Origin of the sequence: Moorena sp. SIO4G3, assembly GCF_010692305.1 — a bacterium.
GTDB lineage: Bacteria > Cyanobacteriota > Cyanobacteriia > Cyanobacteriales > Coleofasciculaceae > Moorena > Moorena producens_A.
The window spans coordinates 1-26,177 of sequence record NZ_JAAHIG010000064.1; the positions used below are offsets into that span (position 1 = coordinate 1).

Below are 26,177 nucleotides of genomic sequence, written 5' to 3' on the forward strand. Positions count from 1 at the left end.
GAAGATGTTCTCAAGGTGAAGTTAGTTGTCGGTGATACCAATGACCGGGTATTACTCGACAATCTTTTTAGTGACTATGATATCAGTGCAGTCATGCACTTTGCTGCCTATGCCTACGTAGGAGAGTCGGTCACTGACCCTGCTAAATATTACCGCAATAATGTTACCGGGACACTAACACTCCTGGAAGCTATGGTAGCAGCATCTATTAATAAATTAGTCTTTTCTTCTACCTGTGCTACCTACGGGGTACCAAAAACTGTACCGATTCCAGAAGATCATCCCCAAAACCCAATTAATCCCTATGGGGCGAGTAAATTAATGGTAGAGCGGATTTTATCCGATTTCTATACCGCCTATGATTTAAAATCCGTAACCTTCCGCTATTTTAATGCCGCTGGTGCTGACCCAGAGGGTAGGCTAGGGGAAGACCACACTCCCGAAACCCACCTTATCCCCTTAGTGCTGCTCACTGCTTTAGGTAAACGGGAGTCCATCTCCATTTTTGGTACCGATTATCCCACAGCTGACGGAACTTGTATTCGGGACTATATTCACGTCCAGGATTTAGCCTCTGCTCATGTTTTGGGGTTGGACTATTTGTTAAAGGGTGGGGATAGTGAAATCTTTAACTTAGGTAATGGCAACGGCTTCTCAGTCAAAGAAGTCATTGAGGCAGCCAGACTTGTAACTAAACAAGAGATCAAAGCTATAGAATGCGATCGCCGTCCTGGTGATCCGCCCGCTTTGGTCGGTAGTAGTGACAAAGCCAGAAAACTTCTGGGTTGGTATCCCCAATATTGCGATATAAATACCATCTTATCCCACGCCTGGCAATGGCATCAGAAGCGCCATGGGGTCACCGATGCTGGCCTTAGGGTTCCCGCAGCATAAAGGATTAAGGATTAAGGATTAATGATGTTAGGCTTAGGGGTTCTATGTAAGGTATATTGAAGTATTAACTATAATTGCCTAATCAAACGATGGAGTAGGAACATAGGGACAGGGTTGGCGATTGGCCGGATGTACCGGTGCGCTTACAGTCGTCGAATTAAATTTGCCACGGGTCGCACCGCAATGATAAACCTTTACTTCCCTGTGTTCTCTCTGTTTCCTTTATTTCCCTTCTTACCTAGTATTCTAAATTTCTATCTACCACACCCCTGAAACGTTCAACGCTTTAGGGGTTAGTGTCGTTCGTCGATTTTTTGTTTGATTAGATTAGGGTGTGGAAAGCGTGATAGTTGATCACACCTGAGATTATAGCACTTGAAACGGGAATACTGATTCTATGCGCCATTTTCCATTTCCCTGATTAAAGTGTTTATCTAGCAAAGTGTCAATCACCCCACCTAAATCGACAGGTAATGGTTGGTCTTCCTGAGATTTGAAGCTTAGCACTAAGGGTTTAGCTGGTAAGCACTTCCGAATAGCTCCCGAGTTGAGATTATCGGACAATTCCATAATTATGAGGTAAATTCAATTTTGTTACCCCGACTCCCGACTCCCAACTTCCTCTTTAGTGACCATTAGTGCGTGGTAATTGGGATATCTTGCTAAACCCAAGGGGACTAATCACTTTCACACGAGAGGTTGATCACCATGTATCGTGTACCAGTTTTCTCAAAATCCGATGAACAGAAAAGTTTCCCTAGTTGTCAGTGACTTGTCCGGTGGTGGTGCTATCCGGGCATTTTTGCTCGGACAAGTCCTGAAAAAGCTCAACTATGCCATAGAGATTGTGGGATTTATGTTTGGGAAGGAGTTATATGCCACTCCTCCCTCTGGTTTTACCATTACTTCCGTCCCTGGTGGTAAATATCCTGGAGTCTTAACCGCTGCCCGAGACCTGTTAAAAAAGATAGATGGCGATATTATCTATGCCGTAAAACCCAAACCCACCAGTTTTGGTCTGTCTGTGCTGAAAAAGTTTACTAGCCGTCGTCCAATCATACTGGATATGGATGATTGGGAACTAAGTTGGTATGGTGGCGACCAATGGCAGTATCGTCCGAGTCTTAAACAGTTCGGTAGGGATATTCTTACCAAAGATGGTCAATTGAAATATCCAGACCATCCCCTCTATATCAAATGGCTAGAAAAGTTTGTCAATTATGCTGACGCTATCACTATAGATACTCAGTTTCTCAAGGAACGCTTTGGTGGTGTCTATCTATCCAATGGTAAAGATACCGATATGTTTGACCCGGAGCAGTATGACCCAGAACTCAGCCGCAAGCGTTATGGGTTATCGGAGTATCGGGTGCTCATGTTTCCTGGTGCGCCACGACCCCACAAAGGAGTTGAAGATATTTTAGTAGCGCTAGAGTATCTCAATCAGCCAGACTTAAGATTGGTGATTGTCGGAGGCAGTCCCTATGATGATTATGATCAACAACTCATTAAAAAATGGGGACGTTGGATTCTTAAATTGCCCAGAACCCCAGTCGAAGAAATGCCAGAGGTTCTGTCAGCAGCTCATATTGTGGTGGTTCCCCAGCGAGATACTCTGGCGGCTAGAGCTCAGTTTCCCTTAAAATTGACAGATGGAATGGCAATGGCTAAACCAGTTTTGTCTACCCGTGTTGGGGATATCCCAACAATTTTAGGTGATACCGGTTATCTGGTTGAGCCTAGTTCGCCACAACAACTAGCTGAGGCGATTCAACAGGTATTTCAGAATCTAGATGCTGCCAATCATAAAGGACTTCAAGCCAGGGAGCTATGCGTAAAGTACCATAGTGTTGATGCCATGGCGGCAGTTCTTGCAGATGTTATTGCTGATTTATAATCTGCTAAGCTGTTCAACATATAATTTGGCTCACTAAGTAAAAGCTTTTTTGTTGACTGTTTATGCTTGAATGGAGCATACGTAAGTCTTCCCCTATACCAACAGTCAACAGTCAACACTCAACAATAAAGAAACAGTAATCATGTCTCCTAATCGATTACTCCTAAGCTACGCACTACGGCATCCGACCTGGATTGTATTGACTGTCCTGCTGGGATTTTCCAGTGCCATGTTTAATAGTGTTGGTACAACCATAATTGTGCCGTTAGTGCTGGAATTTTTAGGTCAAAAGAAACTAGAGCTAAGCAAAGCCCCGCCTATCATTCAGAAAACCATGGGTCTTTTTGAGGGCTTTGAAGGGGGCGATCGCTTGCTGATTATGGTACTTGTAGTTCTCTTAGCCATTGTCCTGAAAAATGTAGCTAACTATGTCAATATCTTAGTGTCTACCCATTTATCCAAAAAATTAATTAATACCTTTCGTAAAGAAGGGATTAAATTACTTCTGGATGTGGATCTAGATTTTTATGCTAAGACCAAAATTGGTGATATTATAAATCGGATTAGTCAAGAAATTGGTCGAGGTGCAAATGCCATTAAAATTGCCATTCAATTATTTACGACGGTAATCACAATTTTTGTATTTGTATTTCTTCTAATCTCGATTTCGTGGCAACTAACTATTGCAACAAGCATTCTATTACTTGGTGTATTCGTCATTAATCAAATTTTTGTTAAGCGCTCTAAAGAATTTGGTAAGGTTCTATCAGAAAAATCCCGAGGATATTCAGGAGCATTACTGGAAATTTTAACGGGAATTAGGTTAATTAAATCAGTTAGTAGTGAACAAGATGAATATCAACGAATTGAAAAATTTATTGATGAACGGGAACAGGCTGAATTTCAATCTCAAGCTAATTTTGCGGCAATTAACCCCATTAATGAAGTCTCGGGAATATTGGCAATTTTAGCCATCGTCTTTGTGGGCAAAAATCTCCTGTTGAAAGATAGTTCAGCAGAAGAACTGGAAGCGATATCTACTGTTTTGGGGATTTATTTATTCTTACTATTCCGTTTGTTACCAGTAATCAGTCAGTTGAATGGGCAAAGAAGTCGGTTTGCTAATGTGTCTGCTAGTACAGCAATCGTGGCTGATTTTTTGCGGCGAGACAACAAACCGATCATGAGCAATGGCAAAAATATCTACACCAAGCTATCCCAAGAAATTCGCATTGACAATCTCTCGTTTGCCTATCCTGGTCATCAGGATTCGGTACTCAATGGGGTGAATTTGTCGATTCCTAAAGGCACTACTATGGCATTGGTAGGTGCTTCCGGTGCCGGTAAGTCAACCTTGGCAGATTTGTTGCCACGATTTTATGACCCAGTTGAAGGACGAATCACTATCGATGGCACAGATTTGAAGGATTACGATATCAGTTCCCTCAGACAAGCGATGGGGGTTGTCAGTCAGGATACGTTTTTATTTAATAATTCGGTGCGCAACAATATTGCTTATGGAATGAAAGATGTTACCGAGGCAGATATTATTGCAGCAGCGAAACGAGCCAATGCCTATGAATTTATCATGCAATTACCCCAAGGGTTTGATACCAAAGTAGGCGATCGCGGTGTACTCTTATCCGGTGGACAACGCCAACGCATGGCCATTGCCCGGGCGCTGCTGCGGAATCCAGATATTTTAATTTTAGATGAAGCAACCAGTGCCTTAGATACGGTTTCCGAACGGCTAGTACAACAAGCTATTGATGAACTCTGTCGCGATCGCACAACGGTAGTGATTGCTCACCGACTGTCCACGATCCAAAAAGCTCATCAAATCGTGGTTATGGATAAAGGGCAAGTGGTTGAGATTGGCACCCATGAAGAACTGCTTAAGAAGGAGGGTTACTACTCTCGTTTGTACAAGATGCAGTTTGAGCACAATAGCGATGGAGAGGTTAAAAATGTCGTAAAAAAGGAGTTAGTCAAGACCTCCCATGAAGTGCGAACTCACCTGACCCCAATGATTGTTTGCTTGCAGTTAGTGGTTAATGACCTAGTGGATAGCCCTCAGGAACGTCAGGAATTAACTGAAGAAGCCTATCACTCAGCAGTTCGTCTGCTTAAAACCTTGGAGTATTTAGAAGAAAGCTCAGCTATCAAATCAATAGCCTGACCTGAGTTAGTAAGCATTCAGCCGTCAGCATAAGCGCTACGCGCACGCGTGCGCGTTCAGCTATCAGCATAAGCGCTACGCGCACGCGTGCGCGTTCAGCTATCAGCCATTAGCTTATGCGCTATGGGCACGCTACTTTACGAACAGCTTTTGAATACAATAAGCTGACCACTAACCGCTGACGGCTGACAGCTGACGGCACCTCAAGCAGCGTGCGCGTAGCGCATATGCTTAGCTTAGTTATAAGGGTTTGAGCTTGCTATTAAATGAATCTAGGGTTAATTTGGGACTGTATCTTCCCTAAACTCATTTGCCTCAAAGCCTTATCTACTAAGCTTTTTAGGGCTCATTTCACCCACTAAGCTACACCTCACCAACAGCAATAAAGCTGAAACCACTATCTTCAGGACGATCGGGTGTTGAAGTTTGGCATACGAAGTAATTAGGTCGAATATCAACGACTGAAATAGACATTTGAAAACTTAGCCAAGAATGCCCAGAAATTGTACAGGTTACTCCAGGAATTTCTGCAAATGGCTGATCAAACACCACAAAGTAAATCCCGTCCCGCTTTTTGTCAACCTTGAAGCCTTTACCAGATAAAATATCGCCGTTTTCCCTAACAACACCGAAGATATGAGTGTCATGCTCATCATGAGATGTAACCATTGTTTAAACTAACTCCTGTTAGATTGACTGTTTATAAAGGGTTGTAGGAAAAAAGAATTGATTACATTCTTTGGTTTCACTACACATGGCGATTTTAGTAAGTAGTGGGACAAAAGTAAACGGCACTATATAGCATTTTTAAATGATTCGTGAAATATATTGGCTAAAGTAATCGCTATAACCTTTTACCAGCAATGATTCCAGATTTGTATGATTTTACAAATGATTTAGAATTGTCTATATTAACTTTTATAAAATCCAGCGATTGCGCTACGCGCAGGCTACGCCAACGCTCTCAAGGGCAACGATTGTGTATATTAATTAACTTATTAATAAGACTACCTTTATCAGGGTAAACGCATCTTATAAAGATATTCCAAATGCCGTCATGACCATCATCCAAGCAGAACAGTGGCGTGCCTAGGGGCTGTTGTTTGACCCAACTGAGTAAAGCAGCTATAGTTAGGTGAGCATATGACAATCAGGGAATGATCTATCAACCACCACGCCCAAAAATTCCTGAGTGTAGCTGGCAACGCCCCCTGGGACTAGGCTGGGATAACCCTTATACTGTCCGTTACCCAAGTAATCTTGATGATGGTCCCTGGCACGGCATGCCCTTGGGTGGATTTGGGGCTGGTTGTATTGGTCGCTCTCCCCGAGGAGATTTTAATTTATGGCACTTGGATGGGGGAGAACACATCTTTAAAAGCCTCCCCCCTTGTCAATTTAGTGTATTTGAACAACCAGAGCATTCTCAGCCGATGGCTTATGGGTTATGCACTCAACCACCAGAGGATGGTAAGCTGGGCTCTTGGGAATGGTATCCAACCCAAGGCAAAGGTGAGGAAAACAGCTCAGAGGTTTCTGGTCACTACTATGCTTTGTATCCTCGCAGTTGGTTTACCTATAAAAATGTCTTTCAGACTGAACTAACCTGTGAGCAGTTTTCCCCGATTTGGGCAGGATGTTATCAGGAAAGTAGTTACCCAGTGGCGGTGTTTGAGTGGACGGCTCACAACCCTACTGATACCCCCATTACCGTTAGCATCATGCTCACTTGGCAGAATATGGTGGGTTGGTTTACCAATGCTATTAAAAATCCCGAGGTGCGGGTAAGGGATGATGGTAGTCCGGTGTATGAGTACCAGCCTCGGTGGGGAGATAGTACGGGGAATTTGAATCAGTGGATTGTGGATCACTATCGGGTCGGATTTGTTCTAGACCGGGTGAGACTGGGGGATGAGATTAAAGAAGGGGAAGGGCAATTGTGCCTGGCTACAGTTACTAATCCCAGTGTGGAGGTATATTACCACGGTCGCTGGAATCCAGTTGGTGATGGTGCTGAGGTTTGGGATACCTTTGCTACGGATGGTAGCTTGGTAGACCATCAAGATGAAACCCCAGCGGCACCAGGAGAACAAATTGCGTGCGCGATCGCAATTCGCTTTACCCTTCGTCCAGGTAAAACCCGCAAAATTCCTTTTATTCTGACTTGGGACTTCCCGGTGACAGAATTTAAATTAGGTATTAACTATTACCGGAGATACACGGACTTTTTTGGACGCAACGGTAATAATGGCTGGTCAATGGTGCGCACTGCTCTCAAGCACCATGATCTGTGGCGAGAAAAAATTGAATCATGGCAAGAACCGATCTTAAATCAGCAGGATTTACCCAATTGGTTCAAGATGGCCTTGTTTAATGAGCTGTACTTGCTCACCGATGGCGGTACTCTCTGGACAGCAGCAACTGAACTTGACCCAATTGGACAGTTTGGTGTATTGGAATGTCTAGATTACCGTTGGTACGAAAGCCTGGATGTGCGGCTCTATGGTTCTTTTGCCCTAGCAATGCTGTGGCCGAAACTGGATAAAGCGGTGCTAGAAGCCTTTGCCCGAGCTATCCCGACCAGCGATGAAACACTGCGTATTATTGGCTACAATCAATCTCAAGCTGTACGTAAAATTGCGGATGCTACGCCCCATGACCTAGGAGCTCCCAATGAGCATCCTTGGCAACAGACCAATTATACTAGCTACCAGGATTGTAACCAGTGGAAAGATTTAGCTAGTGACTTTGTCTTACAAGTCTATCGGGATTTTGTTTTCTCTAGCGCTACAGATATAGAGTTTTTGTGGGAGTGCTGGTCATCCATTGTCAAGGCACTGGCTTATCTCAAGGGGTTTGACCAAGATGGAGATGGCATACCAGAAAACTATGGGGCACCAGATCAGACTTTTGATGATTGGCGATTGCAGGGAGTAAGTGCTTACTGTGGGGGGTTGTGGTTAGCGGCTTTGGAGAGTGCGATCGCAATTGGAGAAATTCTGACCAAGAATTATCCACCAACATCTCCATTAATCGAAGTACCAGAGCTAGAGTCCATTCAAGACACCATTGAGTGCTATCGCCAATGGTTAGCACAAGCCCAACCAATTTATCAAGAAAAGCTGTGGAATGGCCAGTACTATCAACTAGATAGTGAAAGTGGCTCAGATGTGGTGATGGCAGACCAGTTATGTGGTCAATTTTATGCTCAGTTACTGGGATTACCGGATATTGTACCCCCAGAGTGTACTCTCTCAGCCCTCAAGACTGTGTATGATGCCTGTTTTTTAAAGTTCCATGAGGGTCAACTGGGAGCAGTTAATGGAGTCAGACCCGATGGCACACCAGAAGATCCCGATGCGACTCATCCGATGGAAGTGTGGACAGGAATTAATTTTGGATTAGCAGCATTTCTGATTCAGCAAGGCATGAAGGATGAAGCTTTACGTATGACTGAAGCAGTCGTAGGGCAGGTTTATGATCATGGCTTGCAATTTAGGACACCAGAAGCGATTACAGCAGCAGGGACATTCCGGGCTAGTCACTATTTGCGAGCCATGGGGATTTGGGCAGTTTATTTAATGCTTAACGATAATACCAACTAGAAAAAGACAGGTAATGGCGGGGGTTGTTTACCCTTAGTTATGGCATTAGTGATGCGATGCTCCTTGGCCTTGGCCTATTGGCCACGCTACGCGAATGGACCACGCGGGGCGCGTTTGGAGCCGCTACGCGAACCTATTGCCACACTATCAGCAAAATGGGCTAATCGCTGGTTTCCCAACAAAACATCCCATAGCAAAATTTTCTAATGTCCTGATTATCAACTAACCAATAAGAAGGTAGGTAAGGGAGCAAGCCTGATTGACAGTCCAAGCTACAGAAGCTTGGGTATCATCAGGATCATAGTTAATTTTATTGCTGTTTCGGTAAATTTTTTACCTGGTTGAGTGACTTTTTCTCTGCCAGAGATTATTTTAACATAGTGAAACCAACCTTGGCAATAATTTGCTTTGGTTTCGCTACTCCTCAACTGCTCTCTAGATAAAATCAAGGGTTTTAGGAGTAAAGTCAGTCAACCAGATTTGTTACTTATAACCATTGAGCTATCAGCACTTCAACAGTCAGTTTTTCAATAAATGAAAACTTACAAATTTGGCTGAGGGGAGCGAGTATATGAGTTATCTTCCACAACCTTGGCCTTGGCCTATTGGCCACGCGGGGCGCGTTTGGGCCACGCTACGCGAACAATCATCAGATCGCTGATAGCTCTAGGCTGAATGCTTACTGTTCCGTTAGTCTAACTTTCGGGAATTATCTAAGTATAGCCTCTGACTTGGAGTGGTCAATTACAGATAAAACAAACAATTAAAAGGATAAAATCATGAAATTCACTTACCGTGGTATTACCTATGAAAATGAACCGGTAACTTTTGAGATGAAATCAGAAAAAATTGTTGGTAAGTATCGTGGTGTCCGTTGGCGACAGCCAAAGCTCAACGGTGTGCTTTTACCGGAAGCGATCGCCAAATTAAAGTATCGTGGGGCATATTATCTCCACGTTCTTTGGGGTAAACCGATTGATTTTACTAAGCAACGTTACGGAGTTAAGCATCCTTGTTCTAAATAGCTAAGCTATTGGCTTGTCCTGCATCAGCTATAGCGCCAATTGGCCTTAGCTGAATGCTTAAATACATAAGCTATAGAGTATCTTGAAATTTTTACTTAAGTTAGGGGGTAATCCATCATCGCAACACTATTACTAAAGTAAGGCAAAAGGCTTTCATGGGTTACCCAAATTGCTACAATACTTTACAGAATACTATAGATGCTTTAAATGCCTTCCTGTAGGTAGGGCTGTTTCAAACTTTAATAAGTTAACGATTATTGGAGATAGGGGGATAGGGGGATAGGGGGATAGGGGGATAGGGAAATAAACTAAAATTTCCCGAAAAATCCGCCAATTTAGTCATTAAAATCTGACAAATTAGTTGGGAGGAAGCAACTCCAATGACTAACAATTCGTGATTCGGCCTTCGAGGAGGGTTAGATAAATTTGGCCAAAATTATGACATATCGCGCTCCTTTTCTCCCCATCTCCCCATCTCCCCATCTCCCCATCTATTTTTGGCGAGAATGAAACAGCCCTGCTTCCTGTAGAGGGGCGGAAAGCCCGTTATATCCTTGGGACGCTTCTGAAACAAGAAAACCTCTGGATGATTGATTCAGCTAGTGCGTCTCCTTATAGCTAGAAACTGGTGGCGAACACCAGGTTATGATATAGATTAGTAGCCAAAGACTAACTAATCGAAACTAATAACCTAATAACCGATGGATGGATATGGCTGGAAGCTCCACCCCTGCACCGGACAACGGAAGTTCAGTAGCACTCTTTCTCAGGAGAAGGACAAAGGCTTCCGTTCGCGTAGCGTGGCCCAAAGGCCATAAGAAAGTCAAAAACATTGTCAACAAGTCGAATTATGGAGCTAAGATAAAGGCAGAAAAACTTGCACCAATTCTAATAGGTGCCCTTGACCATGGCGAATTAAATTCGCCATGGGTCGCACCTGAGGATGGCAAACTGATCACCGCTCCTGCAAAATCGACACTCCAATACACTCCCTCTGGTTCCATAGAAACCGTGCGTTCAACGTCTTCAATCAGGATAAAAAGCAGAAGTCACTCGGCGAAGGAATTAGTCACAAGGTCTTTTACAACAGTCTTCTGGAAGTAAAACGGACACATCAACCTCAAAGGTAACTAAAAGGGAATAAGTCCCCCTAGGATCGAGGCCTAACCTATTGGAGTTAGATAAAATCTAAGCTCTATGATAGAGTAAAATTAAAAATAGTAGGCAAAACAACCTATCAAATACAAACCTATATTTAGATACTGCGAATTAGCATTTGTCTTATGACTAACTGATTCAGAAGCGAATAGTAGCAGGTGCTTACAAATTTTTTCCGATATCCACCCTAAGGTAATACTAGTTAAGAGGTTTTGCGTTTTATTCGATAGTAATTATGTCCCATCATCTCATCTTCAGAGAATCACGGACTCAGGTTTATGTACCTGTGAAAATTGCATCCTCACCTCCATCTACCAATCCCAAGACTTCTGTCTCTGCTGGGCAACTGGGGAGTTTGAATCATTGGATGTTTGTGTCTATTGGACTAGCTTTAGTGGTGATTGGATTAGTGCTGTATGGTAAGCTCCAATTCAAGGATAAGGACAAAAAGCTGAAATTGGAGCAGTATAAAACTGCTGATCTTCGGAAAAAGTTAAAGCTGGCGCTTAATACTATCCGGAAAATGGAATCCAATCCTGATTTGGTTCACTCGCGGGAATTTAATCTGGATTACCTCAGAATGCGAATGGAAGAAGAAGTATTCCACTTTGCAGTTATCAATCAAATTAAAATTAGAATAAAACAGTTAATCAGTATAGCATTACGACCTACTCAAGACTCTAGAAATGTTATCGGTGTTGCTAGTACGTCAGGTCGTCAAATTAATGAAACATTTGATGTTAAGTACGAGACAGAAATTCGAGGTAAACGCAGTGTGGGAGTGCTTTTCCGCATTCAAGTTAAATTAATGAAATTACCCACTCAACGCACCTCGGCAACCGTTAGCCAAATTATTGACTGTATAGAAACATTTCTTAGTCCAGATGCAGAAAATGATACCTGGCAACCAACAATTCAAGGACGTATTGTTTGCATGCGTTGGGATCAAAAGGCAAAACCAACGCCATTATTAGTATTAGAACAATCCACTGAAGGGGTTAATGTGACTCTAAGAACCAAACGAGTTGGTATGACGTAATACCAATTTTATTCATAGTAGTTCTTAATGGTTTTAGGGAATAGCGAGTAGGGAGTAGGGAGTTTGGGGAGATGGGGAGATGGGGAGATGGGGAGATAAAATTGGTATTAGCAATTAGCCATTAGCCATTAGTCATTACTGATTACCAATTACCGATTACCAATTACCGATTTCCCAAGCTTTGTCTTGATGCAGCGCGGTTATGGGGACGTTGCTGAATTAAGGAATGAATGCGCAATCATCTGATGCATGTTAAAGCCCCCTAAATCCCCCAATTTTGGGGGACTTGTCTTGATGCAAAGCGCGAGTGGGGGAAACCACGGCAGTCGCTCATGGTTTGTTCGCGTTCGCCTTTGGCGTGGCCTACGGCCAAGCGTGGCCTACGGCCAAGTTACCGTAAGACAGTTGAGCCTTGTCTTGATGCAAAGCGCGAGTGGGGGAAACCCCCAAGACCGCGCAAATCACGCTAATCAATAAGTTTTACCCCTTTTCTGCATAGCCGACCAACCATAAAGGCGAGCCTGTCTAAGGTTTCGTCTCCGGGGGAACCCCCTTTGGCGGCGCTGCCTTCCCAAGACCGCGCTGCATCGCTTGAACGTCTTATTCCCCCCAGAATTGGGGGGTTAGGGGGGCAAAACCATACCCAGAATCAGCAACGCCGTCATGGGGGAAACCACGGCAGTTGCTGGGGGAACGGCAGTCGCTCATGGTTTTGGGTCTGTGTGCGGAACCTGCGTCCGCACCTTGTAAGCCCCGTGGAAACCCCCACATGAAGGCAGGGCTGTTTCATTCTCATGAATAAATTGTCTTTTTCTACGGTTGAAAGGCAGCTGGGGTGCTGGAGAGAAGGTTTTTTTAAGGTTAAAAATACCTTTTTATGAATAAAAATTCCCCCTATCTCCCTATCTCCCTATCTCCCCACCTCCCCAGCAATCGCATTTGAGTCCGACTTTGAAACAGCCCTGCCACATGAAGGCGCTGCCTCCCCAAGACCGCACTGCCTCCCCAAGACCGCGCTGCCTCCCCAAGACCGCGCTGCACCGCTGCTCCCTGCTCCCTGTTCCCAGATCCGCTGTTCCCTTTGCTATATAGGGTGCCTTATTAAGGCACCCTACTATTTATAGAGTTTGGTTTCCAGTTTGAGGTAAGTCCTCTTTGGGTATTCCTTAACCAATTTTTTAAACAGGCTTTAATAATCTTTATGCAGCTAATAAATTGATTTCGATACTATAGATAATAAACGAGTAAAATACTCACAATGTTTATTAATCCTAGGGGGTGGTTCGGGAAGATTATTCCTTCCCATACACCAAATCAGTATACAGATATTTCTACAAAGAAAGATACATCATCACAGGATAACACTCCGTTAAAACCAGCTAGATTAGGTTTCCTACTAGCTGTTTTTTTTCCCCTATTCGGAGCAATTTCAACAGCTCGGGATGGGGAGGGAGTGCAACGGATGGAAAAACAAACCCAAACTTGGTTTTTCAAACTTAGGGGTCCGGTGACTGGCCCAGACAATATAGTGATTTTGGCAATTGATGAGGAGTCTCTGAATTTAAATCAATCCTATGATGATAATGATGAGTCTCAAGCACTAACTGATTTAGAACTTATCAAGAGCTGGCCCTGGAAACGAGCTGCTTATGCTAAAGCGATTGAGCGTGTAATGGCTGCTGGAGCTAAGTCTGTTGCGGTCAGTATTGTGTTAGATAGTCCCAGTAGTTACGGTGAGGCAGATGATCAACGGTTGAGAGAGGTGCTAGAAAATTATGGCGAAAAGGTTACTCTGGCCGCTATATATGATACTTACGAAACTGTTGAAGGTGAGGCTATCAAGCTAGTTAAGCCAAATTCTTTGTTTGAGACACCCCAGCTATCTGTAGGTTCGATTAATTATCCCATTGAGCCAGATGGCAGAATCTATCGTCTAGCCAATCAGTTTCCCAAAGTTTGGGCTAAGAATAATCCAGAATTGGCACAAACATCTGATCAGCTGATTTTTACAGTACCTTCCTTTAATGAGGCTACCTTGGCCAAAAGGCCACGCTACGCGAAGGCAGCTGCTCAGGAATCAGGACTGAAGACGAAGCCCAAACCAGAGAATATTTTCTTCTACGGTTCGGATGCATTTAGATCTATTCCCTTTTGGTATGTCTTAGATGATAATCGCTGGCACACTCGCCTAGACGATGGTAAGTATTTCCAAGACAAGATTGTGTTAATTGGACCAACTGCTAGCTCATTACCAGATTTTCATCGGACTCCTGTGTCCGACAGAATGGCTGGGGTAGAAATCAATGCTAATGCGATCGCAACACTACTCGAAGGTCGTACCATTGTTCAAGCAATTCCCAATCCTATCCACAGAGGAGTGTTGATCTTCTTGGGGGTTAATGTCGTCAGGTACTTATTAAGTCGGATTAAGCGATGGCAAGTTTGCCTAGGCTGGACAGTGCTCGGGGTAATCACTTGGGGAGAAATCAGTTATCTATTTTTCGTGTATGAGGGGCTAATTTTGCCTACAGCAGTCCCTATAGTTAACATAACTCTCAGTGGTGTTTTCTGTAGCGCTATGGGAGCAATGCAAGACCTGAAGAATAAACAGCAACTACGCCAAACTCTCAAACATTACGTTTCTGCCCCCATTGTCCAAGAAATTATCTCTGGACAAGATGATTTACGCAATTTGCTGGAGGAAAGGGAAGAAGAACTATTTGCTACTAAGTTAAGTGGACGCTATCAAATCATCAAACGACTTAGTGCTGGAGGATTTGGCGAAACCTTTATTGCTGAAGACACCCAGCGACCGGGAAATCCGCACTGTGTGGTCAAACAGCTCAAACCTGCTAGCAATAATCCTCAACACTGGCAACTGGCTCGACGGTTATTTCAAACGGAAGCAGAAATTCTCGAAAAGTTGGGCAAACATCACCAAATCCCTGAGCTGTTAGCCTATTTTGATGAAAATCAAGAATTTTATCTAGTTGAAGAGTTTATTAAAGGTCATCCTCTCAGCGATGAGTTACCAGGGAAACCTATTCCTGAAGCCAACGTCATTGCCATAGTGGTAGATATTCTAAAGGTATTGCAGTTTGTCCACAGTCACAGTGTGATTCACCGAGATATTAAACCCGATAATCTAATTCGGCGCAAATCAGATCAGAAGCTGGTGCTAATTGACTTTGGCGCTGTTAAAGAAATTACTAATCAATTGCATTCAAGACGAAACCTGACTAATTTCACTGTCGCCATTGGTACTAAAGGTTATATGCCTAATGAACAAGCTGTGGGTAGTCCAAGATTTAACAGTGATATTTATGCCACAGGTATGATTGCTGTGCGATCGCTTACTGGCATAACTCCTAGCAAATTACCCACAGATCCCATAACTGGAGAAGTAATTTGGCTCGATAAGGCACAGGTCAGTCCTGAATTAGCTACAGTGGTCAACAAAATGGTGCGCTATAGCTTCCGAAGTCGCTACCAGTCGGCTGAGGAGGTATTAGAAGCACTGAAACCTTTAACCAAAACCTTGCCAACATTCTCGTTTAGTAGCCTTGATTCATCGGTAGCGCTAGAATCTGAGGCTTCCACCGTGCCAGCACCACAGAAAACCATGGTTGATAGTGACTGTTCGAGTTCACAGAAAACTGTTCCGTTGTCGGAATCTACCACAGTGCTAGAGGAGGAAACCATGGTTGATAGTGACTGTTCGAGTTCACAGAAAACTGTTTCGTTGTCGGAATCTACCACAGTGCTAGAGTCTAAGGAAACCTTATTCTAGTGATTATAGCGGTTTTTAATTAGGTGAGGTACAAATTTTGGAGTTTTAGGGAACAGGGAACAGGTAACAGGTAACAGGTAACAGGTAACAGGTAACAGGTAACAGGTAACAGGTAACAGGTAACAGGTAACAGGTAACAGGTAACAGGTAACAGGTAAAAAATCCTGTGTACCTCATTAGGCTGTAAACCGCTATAGTCAGTCAATAGGGCAGTTGAATGTTGAGTGTCCACTTTCAAGATTAAACCTTCAACCTTCAACCTAGCAACCTGGTAACCTTGAACCTTCAACCTGCTAACCTTAAGCCACTGCTAGAGGATTCAACCATCGCAAAATTTCCCGTTGCAAGCGATTTAAATCGCGATAGACTTCTTGCTTGACCCACTGACCTACGGCATCCAATGGGGTAAACACTGCCCCTGGGTTTAAGGTGACATCTTGCCCTAAAGGTGTTAAATGATTTCCTGGTATCCGCTGTAGGACAACCATATTTGGAAAACGTTTCTGTAAGGCTTGGGTCAAGCTAACACTTTGGTCAATCTCGTCATCAGTGAATTTAATCAGTAAATTACGCTGGATTTGATAGCGTTGAGTAATCAGAGAGTTAGTTTCTTGGGGTGAGGGAGTAAACTCGAGCTGGAAGACAGGATTGAGGTTTAACTGTTCCACAAAGGGAATAGCACGGTCAGCGGAATAGTTGTTATAGGAAATCAAGATATTACCAGCTCGTTCTACACTGAAGAGGCTGCCAATCAACAAATGTAGTTTGCACCCCATGCTGTGGCCGATACCATAGATGGGTAGATACCGTTTCCGTAAAGCATTGGTTACCTGTAAGCGATTGAGAGTAGTCTCGAAGCGGTTGAGTACATCTCGTGCGATCGCAATATGGTCGAGGGTATTCACAAACGGTGTCGCAATCACTGCATACCGTTGACGTGCTAATTCTTCCAGTAACAATCGGTAGGTTACTTGGGGAGCTGTAGCAATAAACGCCCCACCCAGGAAATGGATAATCCCAGTGGGACGATTGGGGATTAAAACCCAGTTACCAGATATTTCTTGCCAGTCCATGCCATACTCTATAGGGTTTACTTCTTTTATTGTAAAGATGTTTGTAGAGTACTCTAGAGTATGGTATTAATCTAGCAATATCTAGAAGTTAATAATTCTGAATTTACAATTGAGAATTCTCTTGACCTGGTACCATTAGTCGAAATTCATAAGTGTTGGGAGTAGACAATAATTCTGCACCCCTAGGATTAAGGTATCGCCCGTTTAATTTTAACTTCATGCGACTCTTGAAGCTAGCAGCGCAGTAGCTAGGATTAGTATTAGCTCCAGGTGTGAAGGAAATCCTGTATTGAATTTCTCCTAGTGTAGGGTAGGCTTCGATATTAGGTAAATCTTGAGTAACACTAGTCATATCTTCAATTATTAACTCTTTACCGCACTCATTAATAATTTGCTTGTTAGAAGCTAAGGCTTGAATTGTCGAGGTAATAAATTCTGATGCGGTGTTGATATCACCAATAACTGGTTCTTGAGCATTTAACCCTGAAGCAAAAGCGAAAACCATAGCAGTTGCAGCAGCAATTAACGTATTTTTTACCTTCATCTTGAGCCTCGTTTAGTTGAGATTGATTATGAGCACACAGTTGAGAACAAATCTTGAGTGCCCATGACAATTAGCACTGCTAATGGCGCAGTATCAGGAAAACTGGTTAGCAGCACTTATCCATACAATTCCCCAAAGTGTCTAGTTAGGGAACAGTCTATAGGCAACTATGGGTAGAGGGGAGATGAAGAAGATGAGGACTAGTGATTTTATTAAAAAATGCTATACTTAATAGATAGATTTCCAACTATTTTGAATGAGATTGAGACTTTATTAGCTTCTGACAAAAGAAGCTAATAAAGAATCGTAACTAACTCACTAAAGATTCAGCACTGACCTTAGTCAAGTCTCGAATCTGCTCAATCAAATTGTTAATACCATCAGTATTGAGGCGATAACTGATGGGATGGGCAATCAGTCGTGCTGTACTCTCATACAAAATGTCAATTTCAATTAAGCCATTCTCTTTTAAGGTACGACCTGTGGACACCAAGTCCACAATTGCCTCCGACATCCCGGTAATCGGACCAAGTTCAACAGAACCGTAGAGGGGGATAATTTCCACTGGCAAATCCAGGTTATTAAAATATTCCCGAGCACAGTGAACAAACTTGGAGGCTACGCGACCATGAGCTGGCAAATCCAAAGGGCTTCGATAAGAGCTAGCTGCACGAACGGCCAATGACATGCGACAATAACCAAAGTGTAAGTCACCTAAAGTAGCCACTGCCGGGGTTTTTTCCCGTAGCACATCGTAACCAACTATCCCCAACTGAGCTTGACCATATTCCACGTAAACCGGTACATCTTGAGCTCGTACCAGTAGAGCTTGAGCAGTTTGACTGGGGTCTTCAATCTGGAGTTGGCGGTTGGCGGAGTCTAGGAAGGTACTAAAGTCTAAGCCAACGGATTGCAGTAGCTTGATGCTGTCTTTTAGGAGTGCGCCTTTGGGTAATGCGATGGTAATCATATGGGGAGCTTCGGGAGCTTTGGCAGGGGGTAAATTAGTTCACTGATCAGATCAACTATACCTGTAGAAGCTCAATTATAGAAGCCCATGCTCCTCAAATTACCACCAACCCGATCATGTCCAGTTGAATAATTATGATTCCGGGGGGTACGTCATTAGTTATTTGTTAAACCTTTAAATCAGGAATCAGCTCTAGCACAGTTTTTTTAATGAAATCCCGCTGATAAAAGTCAGGATCAACAATCCTTCGATTCCAGACCACAATGTCTAAATCTATACAGCGCGGTCTATTTTTATTGGGTAGGTGCGCTTTCCGTTGGCGAATTAAATTCGCCACGGGTCGCACCTCTTGTTTAAGTTTTTGACGAAAGGTCTCAAAACCGTCTTCTGTATGAATTAAAAAGGCACCATTTAGAAAATCAGGTTGCTCAGTAAAGCCTATGGGTTTTGTTATGTAAAAGCGAGATTCATTAACAAAAATACCAGTTTTTTATAAAATAGATTTGGCTAGTTTTATATTTTTATGAGGTTCAATGTTAGAGGCAACACTTACTACCACTTCATTCACTACCACTTCATTCATCGTTTAGCACTCAATTCTATAGACACAGAATCGTAAAATCGCAAAGCAAAAGGTTTCTAAACTTTTACCTTAGCCCATATTATCCGGGGATTTTCCATTACAATATCTAAAATCATCTGGGTTAGCTTTTCTAGTAAATTAAACTCACTTTCTTCCACTGCTTTAATTACACGCTTGCTTAGGGTTTTATAATTTAGGGTATCTTCAACGCGATCGCTTTACCAATCCTTTTGGTTCCACCTGTAACCAATGCCCAAGCCATACTGGTTTGTCTTTCTATGCCTTAAATTCAAATTAATATTTGATGAATTTTATCTTAACTAAGATAGTATAATTAAGTAGGTGGGCATAAATAAACGTTAAAAATCAAAATAGTAAAATGAAGCTGAAAGCCTTTATTTAAGGGGTTTTAAGCATTTTGAATCTCAATCGCTATTTTACTGATAATTAAGCCCACCTACTTAGTAGCTTGTCGTGTCTATCAATGACTTGGCTGTTAACTACAGGTAGTAGGCTTCGTTAATAACCCAAGCTACAGATAAAGTCGCTGCGTAAGTCCTATAATTGTGTTGATAGTCAACCGTCAACCGTCAACTATCAACAACATCAATGCGTATCCTTTTAGTAGATGATGAAATTGAGCTGACTGACCCCCTGTCTCGGGTATTAACTCGTGAAGGTTACACTGTAGATGTGGCTTACAATGGTGCCTCAGGAAATGAGTTAGCTTGCGTTGGCGCTTATGACTTGTTAATCTTAGACTGGATGCTACCGCACATGTCTGGGTTAGAAATTTGCCAACAAATGCGATCGCATGACACCACTACCCCAGTTCTTTTTCTAACCGCCAAGGACACTGTAGATGACCGAGTGATGGGATTAGATGCTGGTGCTGACGACTATCTAGTTAAACCATTTGAACTGCGGGAGTTACTCGCTAGAGTCCGGGCTCTGCTTAGGCGTTCTGCTGCGACGGATGCCAATCCCAGCCAGCGGTTACGGGTTGGACAAATAGAATTAGACTTAACCAATCAAATAGCTTATCGCCACGGACGCCCAATTGAGCTATCGGAAAAAGAAAGCCAACTGCTAGCGTACTTCATGAGCAATGTTGGTCTATTATTATCCCACAAGCAAATTTATCAACATTTGTGGCCATCTGAGGAAATCCCAAAAAGTAACAATTTAGCTGCTCTAGTTCGTTTGTTGCGTCGCAAAATCGAAGTTAAGGGTTCTGTACCTCTGATCCATACAGTTTATGGTAAGGGTTATCGGTTTGGTTGATTGTTATTTGTTAATAAATAATTTAAATTATTTATTGATTAGCCTGACTACAGGGGCTAAAGGAAATGCGATGCAGCCGACATGGTCCGTATTTTTGCAGTGCTAACCGATGCTTTTTGGTACCATAGCCCATGTTGGCTGTCAAATCATACTCTGAATACTTGGTAGCTAGACGAATGATTAAATCATCACGCCACACCTTGGCTACAATACTGGCTGCAGCAATATGAAGCGATCGCTGATCCCCCTTTACTAGATTTCGTTGTGCTATCGGTAAATCTGGCAACCCGTGTAACCCATCAATCAGACAAATATCGGGCTTAACTTTTAATTTAAGCACAGCCCGTTTCATAGCTAACAATGAGGCTTGTAAGATATTGAGCTGGTCAATTTCTGCACTAGTGGCATAACCAATAGTCCAATCCAGTGCCAATCCCTGAATTTCTTGAGACAGCCTTTGGCGTCGTTTCCGGGACAACTTTTTACTATCTTTAACGCCAGCTATAGCCAGTTGTGGCAGGACAGATACAGGTAAAATCACTGCTGCTGCCACAACTGGACCAAATAAGGCACCTCGCCCTACTTCATCTACTCCAGCCACTAAGGAAGGAGTACCGGATTGATCCGGTAACTCAAACACTTCAGTGACTTTGTCCGTTGTCATTTATCTGCTGAAGAGCGGCGACGGCGGCGGCGCACGATGGGGGGACTGTTAATGGTGCCATTTGGACTACTGAGTTGATCAGATCCAGTTTCTGGAATTGGTGTGGCAGCACTAGATTCCACCAAGTCTGATTCGTCTAACTCTAGCTGATCGTCGATGGAGGATTGACTATTAGTTGAATCGGTAGTTGAATCGGTAGTTGAATCGGTAGTTGAATTGGATAATTCTTCTTCATTATCCTCGATTTTTTCTCCCGGCAGTAACACTGAGATAATTGCTGACCTAGGATCTTTCACCTCTCGGTCTAAATTTAGTATAGGGGAAATGCCCATCAACGCATAAACATCTTGTTCTTCTGGGCTCATTTCAACCCTGACCAATTCTGGTGGTTCTTTCTCTTGAGCAAACTTGACTAGCTGGGGTTTTTCTACTCCTGAGGTCGATACGTCGGTTTCTGTGATGGCATCAAAGTTGGATGAGACAGAGATCACCCGATTGACTCCCCTAGTAATTGGTTCTTCCCTAATCACCGGGTCATCAATACGACGGCGGCGGCGCCGGCGATTATTTACCGCTCCCCGTTCCTGATAACTGGGGTGATTGAGCAAGTCCAAATCATTATCATTCTCAGAAGATAAGTCTACGGGTTCGGGGAACTGTGGAATGCTTCGCTCCGCCGGTAAGGGGATCGGTGCTAAGGTCTCTAGTGCTTCTGCTTCGACTTCACCGGGAAGATGTGCCAGATGTCCTAACCCGCCACAGGTAGCACAGGTTTTACCAAACAACTCGTAAATATTTTGCCCTTGGCGCTTGCGAGTCAGTTCCACTAAGCCAAGTTCCGAAAGCTGGGCAATCTGTGGTCGGGCTTTGTCCTCTTTTAGGGCTTGATTGAAGTGTTCGAGAACCTGTAACTGATCCCGCCTGGTGTCCATATCAATAAAGTCAACAACGATCACCCCAGCTAGATTACGTAGGCGCAGCTGGCGGGCAATTTCTGTTGCTGCCTCACAGTTAGTCCACAAAACCGTTTCCCGCGCTGTAGCTGAGCGGGTAAAGGAACCAGAGTTCACATCAATTACGGTTAGAGCTTCGGTAGGTTCAATGATAATGTAGCCACCAGATGGTAAATCTACTCTTGGCTTGAGGGCTTCTCGAATTGCAGCATTGACCCGGAAATATCCCAAAATTGGCATGCGATCGCGATGATGGTCAATCAAGACCCCCTCTGGTGCTTGACCTCCGCTCCAGCTCAACAAGTGTTGTTTAACCCGTTTAACAGCAGTACTAGAATCGACCACAATCCGATTAACATCAGCAGTGTACATATCCCGCAGGACACGCTGAATAAAATCATCATCCCGATTAAGTAGGGCTGGTGCTCTGGTAGACGTTGCTTCGAGCTGGACAGCTTCCCATTGTCTTTGCAGGTTTTCCAAATCTTCCATAATGGCTTCTTCGGCTCTGCCTTCAGCTTCGGTGCGCACCAGCACTCCCATGCCCGATGGTTTGATTAGAATTGCTAGAGCTCTGAGGCGATTGCGTTCACTTTCGCTCTTAATCCGCCGAGACAAGTTCACTCCTCGGCCATAAGGCATCAGCACCAAATAGCGACCGGGTAAACTAATATTACCTGTAAGCCTGGGCCCTTTATTACCAGTAGGTTCTTTCATCACTTGCACCAACACCTTCTGCTGGGGAGTCAGCAGTTCGGTGATCGCACCAGACCGGCGTTTCAAGCGCAATGGTCCTAAATCTGTCACATGAATAAAACCATTGCGATCAGGATCCCCAATGTTGACAAATGCTGCATCAATACCCGGTAAGACATTTTCTACAATGCCGAGATAAATATCACCGACCTGGTGATTACCGGTGGCAACTACTAGTTCTTGAATTTGATCTTCCCAAAATACAGCAGCAAGTTGATGTTGCTCTGCAATAATAATTTGCTTTGGCATGCAATTTCCTCAAAACTTCGTGGTACGCTTAGTCCTACAGTTAACGATAGGAGTCGTACTCTATTTCTAGGTCTGAAATGTTCGGTGATTTACTGCCATTAAACTGATCGGCCACAGAGACTAATAAATAGACTATGAATAACTAGAGGTGCGACCCGTGATGGCGAACGCGCCGCGCGTGACCTACGGTCAAGGGATTGCTTGCGATCACGGAAAGCCCACTTAACTATTTTGTTGCTCATTGTTTGTTCGCGTAGCGTGACCTACGGTCAATCGAAAACTGTAGTCAATGGCTGTAGTCAATGGCTGTAGTCAATGGCTGTAGTCAATGGCTGTAGTCAATGGCGGTGAAACTGTCTCGAAGCCCCGTCTGTTTAGAGGGGGGTGCTGACAGGGGGTTTCGTGGTTTGGTGAATGGGATTGTAGCGGCTCTGCTGATTGTAGCACTTGGAGGTGCGACATTAGTTCTCTACTTTAAGACTCGCTTTCCAGTAGGATGTTCTGTCGCAAAGTCGAAAATTTTTGAGGTGCGCCCCCGTTCGCGCCCCGCGTCGGCTTTGCCGAAAGGCGCGACCCAAGAAGCCCGGGTTCCCGAGCCAAAGTAAAGCGCACAATCACGCGAATTTAAATAGCCAAGTAAGAGCGCACCTATGTGTAATTGTCTCGCAATCTGCCTCGTCTTTCCTATAATCCCGTAGGGACTTCGGGGGATGTTAAGCCTGACAAATTGATCACGTGACTCTTGTGGATTCAAATAATTGTGACATACTCCCACACTGACCTATCGGTTCAGTGTGGGCTTCTTACCAACTCCAGCTATTGCTTAGGATACTCGGTAAGCTTTATTAACGATACGGGATGCCCCTCCGCACCGGAACAATACAAAAAGTTCTATTTTTAGAAACGCAGGTGGCGGTTAGCTCTTAATTTGTCTTCCCTGCTATTTTTATTATAACGTTTTTCAGGCTGTTTATCAGAGTTCCTGCCCGCGATTCATCCCTGGAGACGAAACCGTAAGGACAGTGGAGCCTTTATGGTTGGCAGGCTATGGGAAAAAGGTTAAAACTTATTGATTAGCGTGATTTGCGCGGTCTTGGGGAGGCAGCGCGGTCTTGGGGGTTCCCCCCATGAGCGACTGCCGTGGTTTCCCCCATGAGCGACTGCATCAAGACAAGGCTCCACTGTCCTTACGGTAACTTTAAACACTCATGCTGCGCATTGAGGTGTGGGGCTTCTCGCGGAGGAAGCTAAAACAGGCTATGCGCGATGGTTTTGGCTAACCACAGCTCCGATAGCTGAAAGTCAGTTGACCCCTTATCGGCACTCTTCGGGATTTACCACAAACTACCCAGTTGCTACCAATCTATCCAAAAGTTTTAATTTTTTGTTAGCTGACTATTTCCTGACCAGAGGTCTGGAAATTCTTCAGGGTTTCTGTCTATATCTCCTGAATCTCCCTGTTTCAGCAGCTTTACTGCTTAGATTTAGGGTCTTGAGGCACATATGTTTGCCTTTTTGGGGATGTGTTATATTCTCATCCCCTGTTGATTCGCCTAGTGACATCTCCCGACGCTGCCCTAACGGGACAGGGCGGGCTTCTTACCAACTCCAGCGAGTACTTTTGGATACAAGGCCGTAGGCCACGCTACGCGAACGATAAGCTTTATTAACGACACGGTCAGAAGTTACTGCAAGAAGAGTGGAGCCTTTATGGTTAGCAGGCCATGCATAAAAGGGTTAAAACTTTATGATTAAGGCTCCACTCTTCTAAGGTTTCGTCTCCGGGATGCCCCTCCGCGCCGGAACAATACAACTCGTTCTATTGTTAGTTGGTAGGTGGGGGTTAGCTCTTAATTTATCTTCCCTGTATTGATGCAGTTGCTCATGGGGGAAACCCCCAAGACCTCGCTGCATCGCTACCATTCCTAGTGTATCACATTGGTAAGATCCTTTGGGACTCTTACCCTGCGCTTCCCATAGGACACCTAGCCAATAAAGGTAAAGTGCGGGGCTTTTCGCGGTTCAGCTAAGGAGCGAAATCTCCTTTTTGGTACCGATGTGATCGTAGCCTAGAAGCTTACGCTTTGCAATTTAAAAGCTGGTTTCGGTTACCCCACCCAAATTATAAAATATGCCTAGGGACTGCGCTCAACCATTTTGTTCAATTAATTTTGACAGCTTGAGATTGGCGCAGAGACTGAATAGTTGTGATCGTATGCTCAGCCACTAAGCTAATTTCCGCCATGGTATTAAAGCGTCCAATTCCAAACCGGATGGAGGCATAAGCCAGATTTTCCGGATGTCCTAGGGCTAATAGTACGTGGGAAGGAGCTACAGTTGCTGAGGAACAAGCCGAGCCAGAAGAAACGGCGGCCACAGGGTGTAATCCTAGTAGGAGGGCTGCACCATCTACTCCCTCCACACTAATGTTAAGGTTTCCGGATAATCGCTGGGTAGGATGACCATTGATCTGGATACCTTCTAGTTTAGAGAGAGTGGTCCACAGACCCTCCCGCAGTTCTATCAACCGTTGAGATTCTGAGGGTTGTTCTTCTAACCCCAGTTCCACAGCCTTAGCAAACCCCACAATCTGAGGGGTATAAAGTGTGCCAGAACGCATCCCTCGTTCATGTCCACCGCCATGGAGCTGGGGTGCAAGCCTTACTCTCGGGTTACGACGCCGGACATAGAGAGCCCCAATCCCCTTTGGTCCATAAATTTTATGGGCTGTCAGGGACATTAAATCAATCTTCATCGACTGCACATCCAAGGGGATTTTGCCAATAGCCTGGGCAGCATCTGTATGGAATAGTACATTATGCTGGCGACAAAGATCCCCAATCTCGGCCAATGGCTGCAACACTCCAATTTCATTATTGGCTGCCATGACCGAGACTAAAATGGTATCAGGACGGAAAGCCTGCTCTAGCTGGCCTAAATCCACTAGTCCATCATCTTTTACCGGTAGAAATGTCACCTCAAACCCTAGGGTTTCTAAATAGTGACAGGGGTCAAGAACAGCATTGTGTTCAGTTTGCACGGTAATCAGGTGACGTCCTTTACTTAAATAAGCCTCAGCCACCCCTTTAATGGCTAGATTGTTAGCCTCTGTGGCACCACTAGTAAAAATGATCTCGACTGGTGTGGCATTGATAGCATCTGCTAGAATCTGACGCCCTTGTTTCACCGCTGCTTCAGCTTCCCAGCCATAGTTATGGCTGATACTCGATGGATTGCCAAAATGTTCAGTGAAGTAGGGTAACATTGCCTCCAACACCCGTTCATCCATAGGTGTCGTGGCATGGCAGTCTAGGTAAATTGGGCGATGCATGGTTTTTCGTTAGTTAAAAATTGCAGCTGGATATTCCGCCTACACTCATATAGTTAGGAGGGGAGGAATGCTGCCTCCCACTAATGGTTTTCCTGATTTTGATAGGACTGCTACGGGATACATTATGATCAACCTCCTCCCCATCACCTGATCACCCCATCATCAGGTGATAGGGAGGAGGCG

Annotated in this window: 24 protein-coding genes and 1 pseudogene; 12 read left to right on the forward strand and 13 right to left on the reverse strand. The window is 44.1% G+C overall.

Going from position 1 to position 26,177, the window contains the following annotated elements; all coding sequences use genetic code 11:
- On the forward strand, positions 1-894 hold an 894-nt coding region (galE, locus tag F6J99_RS14160; protein WP_293113472.1), incomplete at its 5' end, for a UDP-glucose 4-epimerase GalE.
- A 366-nt stretch (positions 895-1,260) separates the two neighbouring features.
- Here the strand turns inward: galE and F6J99_RS14165 are convergent.
- The gene (locus F6J99_RS14165; RefSeq protein WP_293113473.1) at positions 1,261-1,464 is read right to left on the reverse strand and encodes a hypothetical protein; all 204 of its coding nucleotides are present in this window, start codon (positions 1,462-1,464) and stop codon (positions 1,261-1,263) included.
- 169 nt (positions 1,465-1,633) lie between these two features.
- On the opposite strand from F6J99_RS14165, the gene F6J99_RS14170 reads away from it, so the two are divergent.
- Complete coding sequence (locus tag F6J99_RS14170; RefSeq protein ID WP_293113474.1) at positions 1,634-2,791, forward strand: glycosyltransferase family 4 protein; 1,158 nt, start codon at positions 1,634-1,636, stop codon at positions 2,789-2,791.
- Positions 2,792-2,933: 142 nt separating this feature from the next.
- Positions 2,934-4,970 (forward strand): ABC transporter ATP-binding protein, encoded by a 2,037-nt coding sequence (locus F6J99_RS14175; protein ID WP_293113475.1) that lies wholly within the window; start codon positions 2,934-2,936, stop codon positions 4,968-4,970.
- 363 nt (positions 4,971-5,333) lie between these two features.
- Here the strand turns inward: F6J99_RS14175 and F6J99_RS14180 are convergent, their stop codons facing one another.
- Positions 5,334-5,639, reverse strand: a complete 306-nt coding sequence (locus tag F6J99_RS14180; protein WP_293083580.1) for an H-type lectin domain-containing protein — start codon at positions 5,637-5,639, stop codon at positions 5,334-5,336.
- A 488-nt stretch (positions 5,640-6,127) separates the two neighbouring features.
- Here F6J99_RS14180 and F6J99_RS14185 point away from each other — a divergent pair, with 488 nt between their 5' ends.
- The 4 genes from F6J99_RS14185 (at position 6,128) to F6J99_RS14200 (ending at position 9,600) form a co-directional block, all read left to right on the forward strand.
- On the forward strand, positions 6,128-8,575 hold the full coding sequence (locus F6J99_RS14185; RefSeq protein ID WP_293113476.1) for a GH116 family glycosyl hydrolase: 2,448 nt from the start codon (positions 6,128-6,130) through the stop codon (positions 8,573-8,575).
- A 51-nt stretch (positions 8,576-8,626) separates the two neighbouring features.
- A complete protein-coding gene (locus tag F6J99_RS14190; protein WP_293113477.1) occupies positions 8,627-8,782 on the forward strand; it encodes a hypothetical protein in 156 nt (51 codons plus the stop codon).
- Between the two features lie 398 nt (positions 8,783-9,180).
- The gene (locus tag F6J99_RS14195; protein ID WP_293113478.1) at positions 9,181-9,342 is read left to right on the forward strand and encodes a hypothetical protein; all 162 of its coding nucleotides are present in this window, start codon (positions 9,181-9,183) and stop codon (positions 9,340-9,342) included.
- Between the two features lie 12 nt (positions 9,343-9,354).
- Complete coding sequence (locus F6J99_RS14200) at positions 9,355-9,600, forward strand: DUF4278 domain-containing protein (RefSeq protein ID WP_070391679.1); 246 nt, start codon at positions 9,355-9,357, stop codon at positions 9,598-9,600.
- Positions 9,601-10,036: 436 nt separating this feature from the next.
- Here the strand turns inward: F6J99_RS14200 and F6J99_RS14205 are convergent, their stop codons facing one another.
- Both F6J99_RS14205 and F6J99_RS14210 read right to left on the reverse strand, forming a co-directional pair.
- Complete coding sequence (locus F6J99_RS14205) at positions 10,037-10,174, reverse strand: hypothetical protein (protein WP_293113479.1); 138 nt, start codon at positions 10,172-10,174, stop codon at positions 10,037-10,039.
- 109 nt (positions 10,175-10,283) lie between these two features.
- Positions 10,284-10,433, reverse strand: a complete 150-nt coding sequence (locus tag F6J99_RS14210; RefSeq protein ID WP_293113480.1) for a hypothetical protein — start codon at positions 10,431-10,433, stop codon at positions 10,284-10,286.
- Between the two features lie 611 nt (positions 10,434-11,044).
- Here F6J99_RS14210 and F6J99_RS14215 point away from each other — a divergent pair.
- The 4 genes from F6J99_RS14215 (at position 11,045) to F6J99_RS14230 (ending at position 15,587) form a co-directional block, all read left to right on the forward strand.
- Positions 11,045-11,797, forward strand: coding sequence for a hypothetical protein (locus tag F6J99_RS14215; RefSeq protein ID WP_324611027.1), 753 nt, complete (start codon positions 11,045-11,047; stop codon positions 11,795-11,797).
- Between the two features lie 294 nt (positions 11,798-12,091).
- A complete protein-coding gene (locus F6J99_RS14220; protein ID WP_293113481.1) occupies positions 12,092-12,274 on the forward strand; it encodes a hypothetical protein in 183 nt (60 codons plus the stop codon).
- A gap of 462 nt (positions 12,275-12,736) precedes the next feature.
- Positions 12,737-12,889 carry a hypothetical protein gene (locus tag F6J99_RS14225; RefSeq protein WP_293113482.1) on the forward strand — a complete coding sequence of 51 codons (153 nt, stop codon included), beginning with the start codon at positions 12,737-12,739 and terminating at the stop codon, positions 12,887-12,889.
- 166 nt (positions 12,890-13,055) lie between these two features.
- Entirely contained in the window at positions 13,056-15,587 is a 2,532-nt protein-coding gene (locus tag F6J99_RS14230) for a serine/threonine-protein kinase (protein WP_293113483.1), read from the forward strand.
- Between the two features lie 45 nt (positions 15,588-15,632).
- Here F6J99_RS14230 and F6J99_RS14235 read toward each other — a convergent pair whose 3' ends face one another.
- The 6 genes and pseudogenes from F6J99_RS14235 to F6J99_RS14260 all read right to left on the reverse strand — a co-directional run.
- Complete coding sequence (locus tag F6J99_RS14235) at positions 15,633-15,764, reverse strand: hypothetical protein (RefSeq protein WP_293113484.1); 132 nt, start codon at positions 15,762-15,764, stop codon at positions 15,633-15,635.
- A 122-nt stretch (positions 15,765-15,886) separates the two neighbouring features.
- The gene (locus F6J99_RS14240) at positions 15,887-16,660 is read right to left on the reverse strand and encodes a DUF1350 family protein (RefSeq protein WP_075897450.1); all 774 of its coding nucleotides are present in this window, start codon (positions 16,658-16,660) and stop codon (positions 15,887-15,889) included.
- Positions 16,661-16,763: 103 nt separating this feature from the next.
- Positions 16,764-17,204 (reverse strand): hypothetical protein, encoded by a 441-nt coding sequence (locus F6J99_RS14245; RefSeq protein ID WP_293113485.1) that lies wholly within the window; start codon positions 17,202-17,204, stop codon positions 16,764-16,766.
- A gap of 310 nt (positions 17,205-17,514) precedes the next feature.
- Positions 17,515-18,174, reverse strand: coding sequence for an ATP phosphoribosyltransferase (gene hisG / locus F6J99_RS14250; RefSeq protein WP_293113486.1), 660 nt, complete (start codon positions 18,172-18,174; stop codon positions 17,515-17,517).
- A gap of 166 nt (positions 18,175-18,340) precedes the next feature.
- On the reverse strand, positions 18,341-18,655 hold the full coding sequence (locus F6J99_RS14255) for a 2-amino-4-hydroxy-6-hydroxymethyldihydropteridine diphosphokinase (protein ID WP_293113497.1): 315 nt from the start codon (positions 18,653-18,655) through the stop codon (positions 18,341-18,343).
- A gap of 158 nt (positions 18,656-18,813) precedes the next feature.
- Positions 18,814-18,963: pseudogene (locus tag F6J99_RS14260) on the reverse strand (dihydroneopterin aldolase); the annotation flags it as partial.
- Positions 18,964-19,366: 403 nt separating this feature from the next.
- Between F6J99_RS14260 and rppA the strand changes: the two are divergent.
- Entirely contained in the window at positions 19,367-20,041 is a 675-nt protein-coding gene (gene rppA, locus F6J99_RS14265) for a two-component system response regulator RppA (RefSeq protein ID WP_293113487.1), read from the forward strand.
- A 31-nt stretch (positions 20,042-20,072) separates the two neighbouring features.
- Here rppA and F6J99_RS14270 read toward each other — a convergent pair whose 3' ends face one another.
- From F6J99_RS14270 to F6J99_RS14280, 3 genes are all read right to left on the reverse strand, one after another.
- Positions 20,073-20,705, reverse strand: coding sequence for a ribonuclease HII (locus F6J99_RS14270; protein ID WP_293113488.1), 633 nt, complete (start codon positions 20,703-20,705; stop codon positions 20,073-20,075).
- Entirely contained in the window at positions 20,702-22,663 is a 1,962-nt protein-coding gene (locus F6J99_RS14275) for an Rne/Rng family ribonuclease (RefSeq protein WP_293113489.1), read from the reverse strand. Before F6J99_RS14275 ends, F6J99_RS14270 begins: the two co-directional genes overlap by 4 nt.
- A gap of 2,161 nt (positions 22,664-24,824) precedes the next feature.
- Entirely contained in the window at positions 24,825-25,994 is a 1,170-nt protein-coding gene (locus tag F6J99_RS14280) for an IscS subfamily cysteine desulfurase (protein ID WP_293113490.1), read from the reverse strand.
- Between the last annotated feature and the right edge of the window lie 183 nt (positions 25,995-26,177).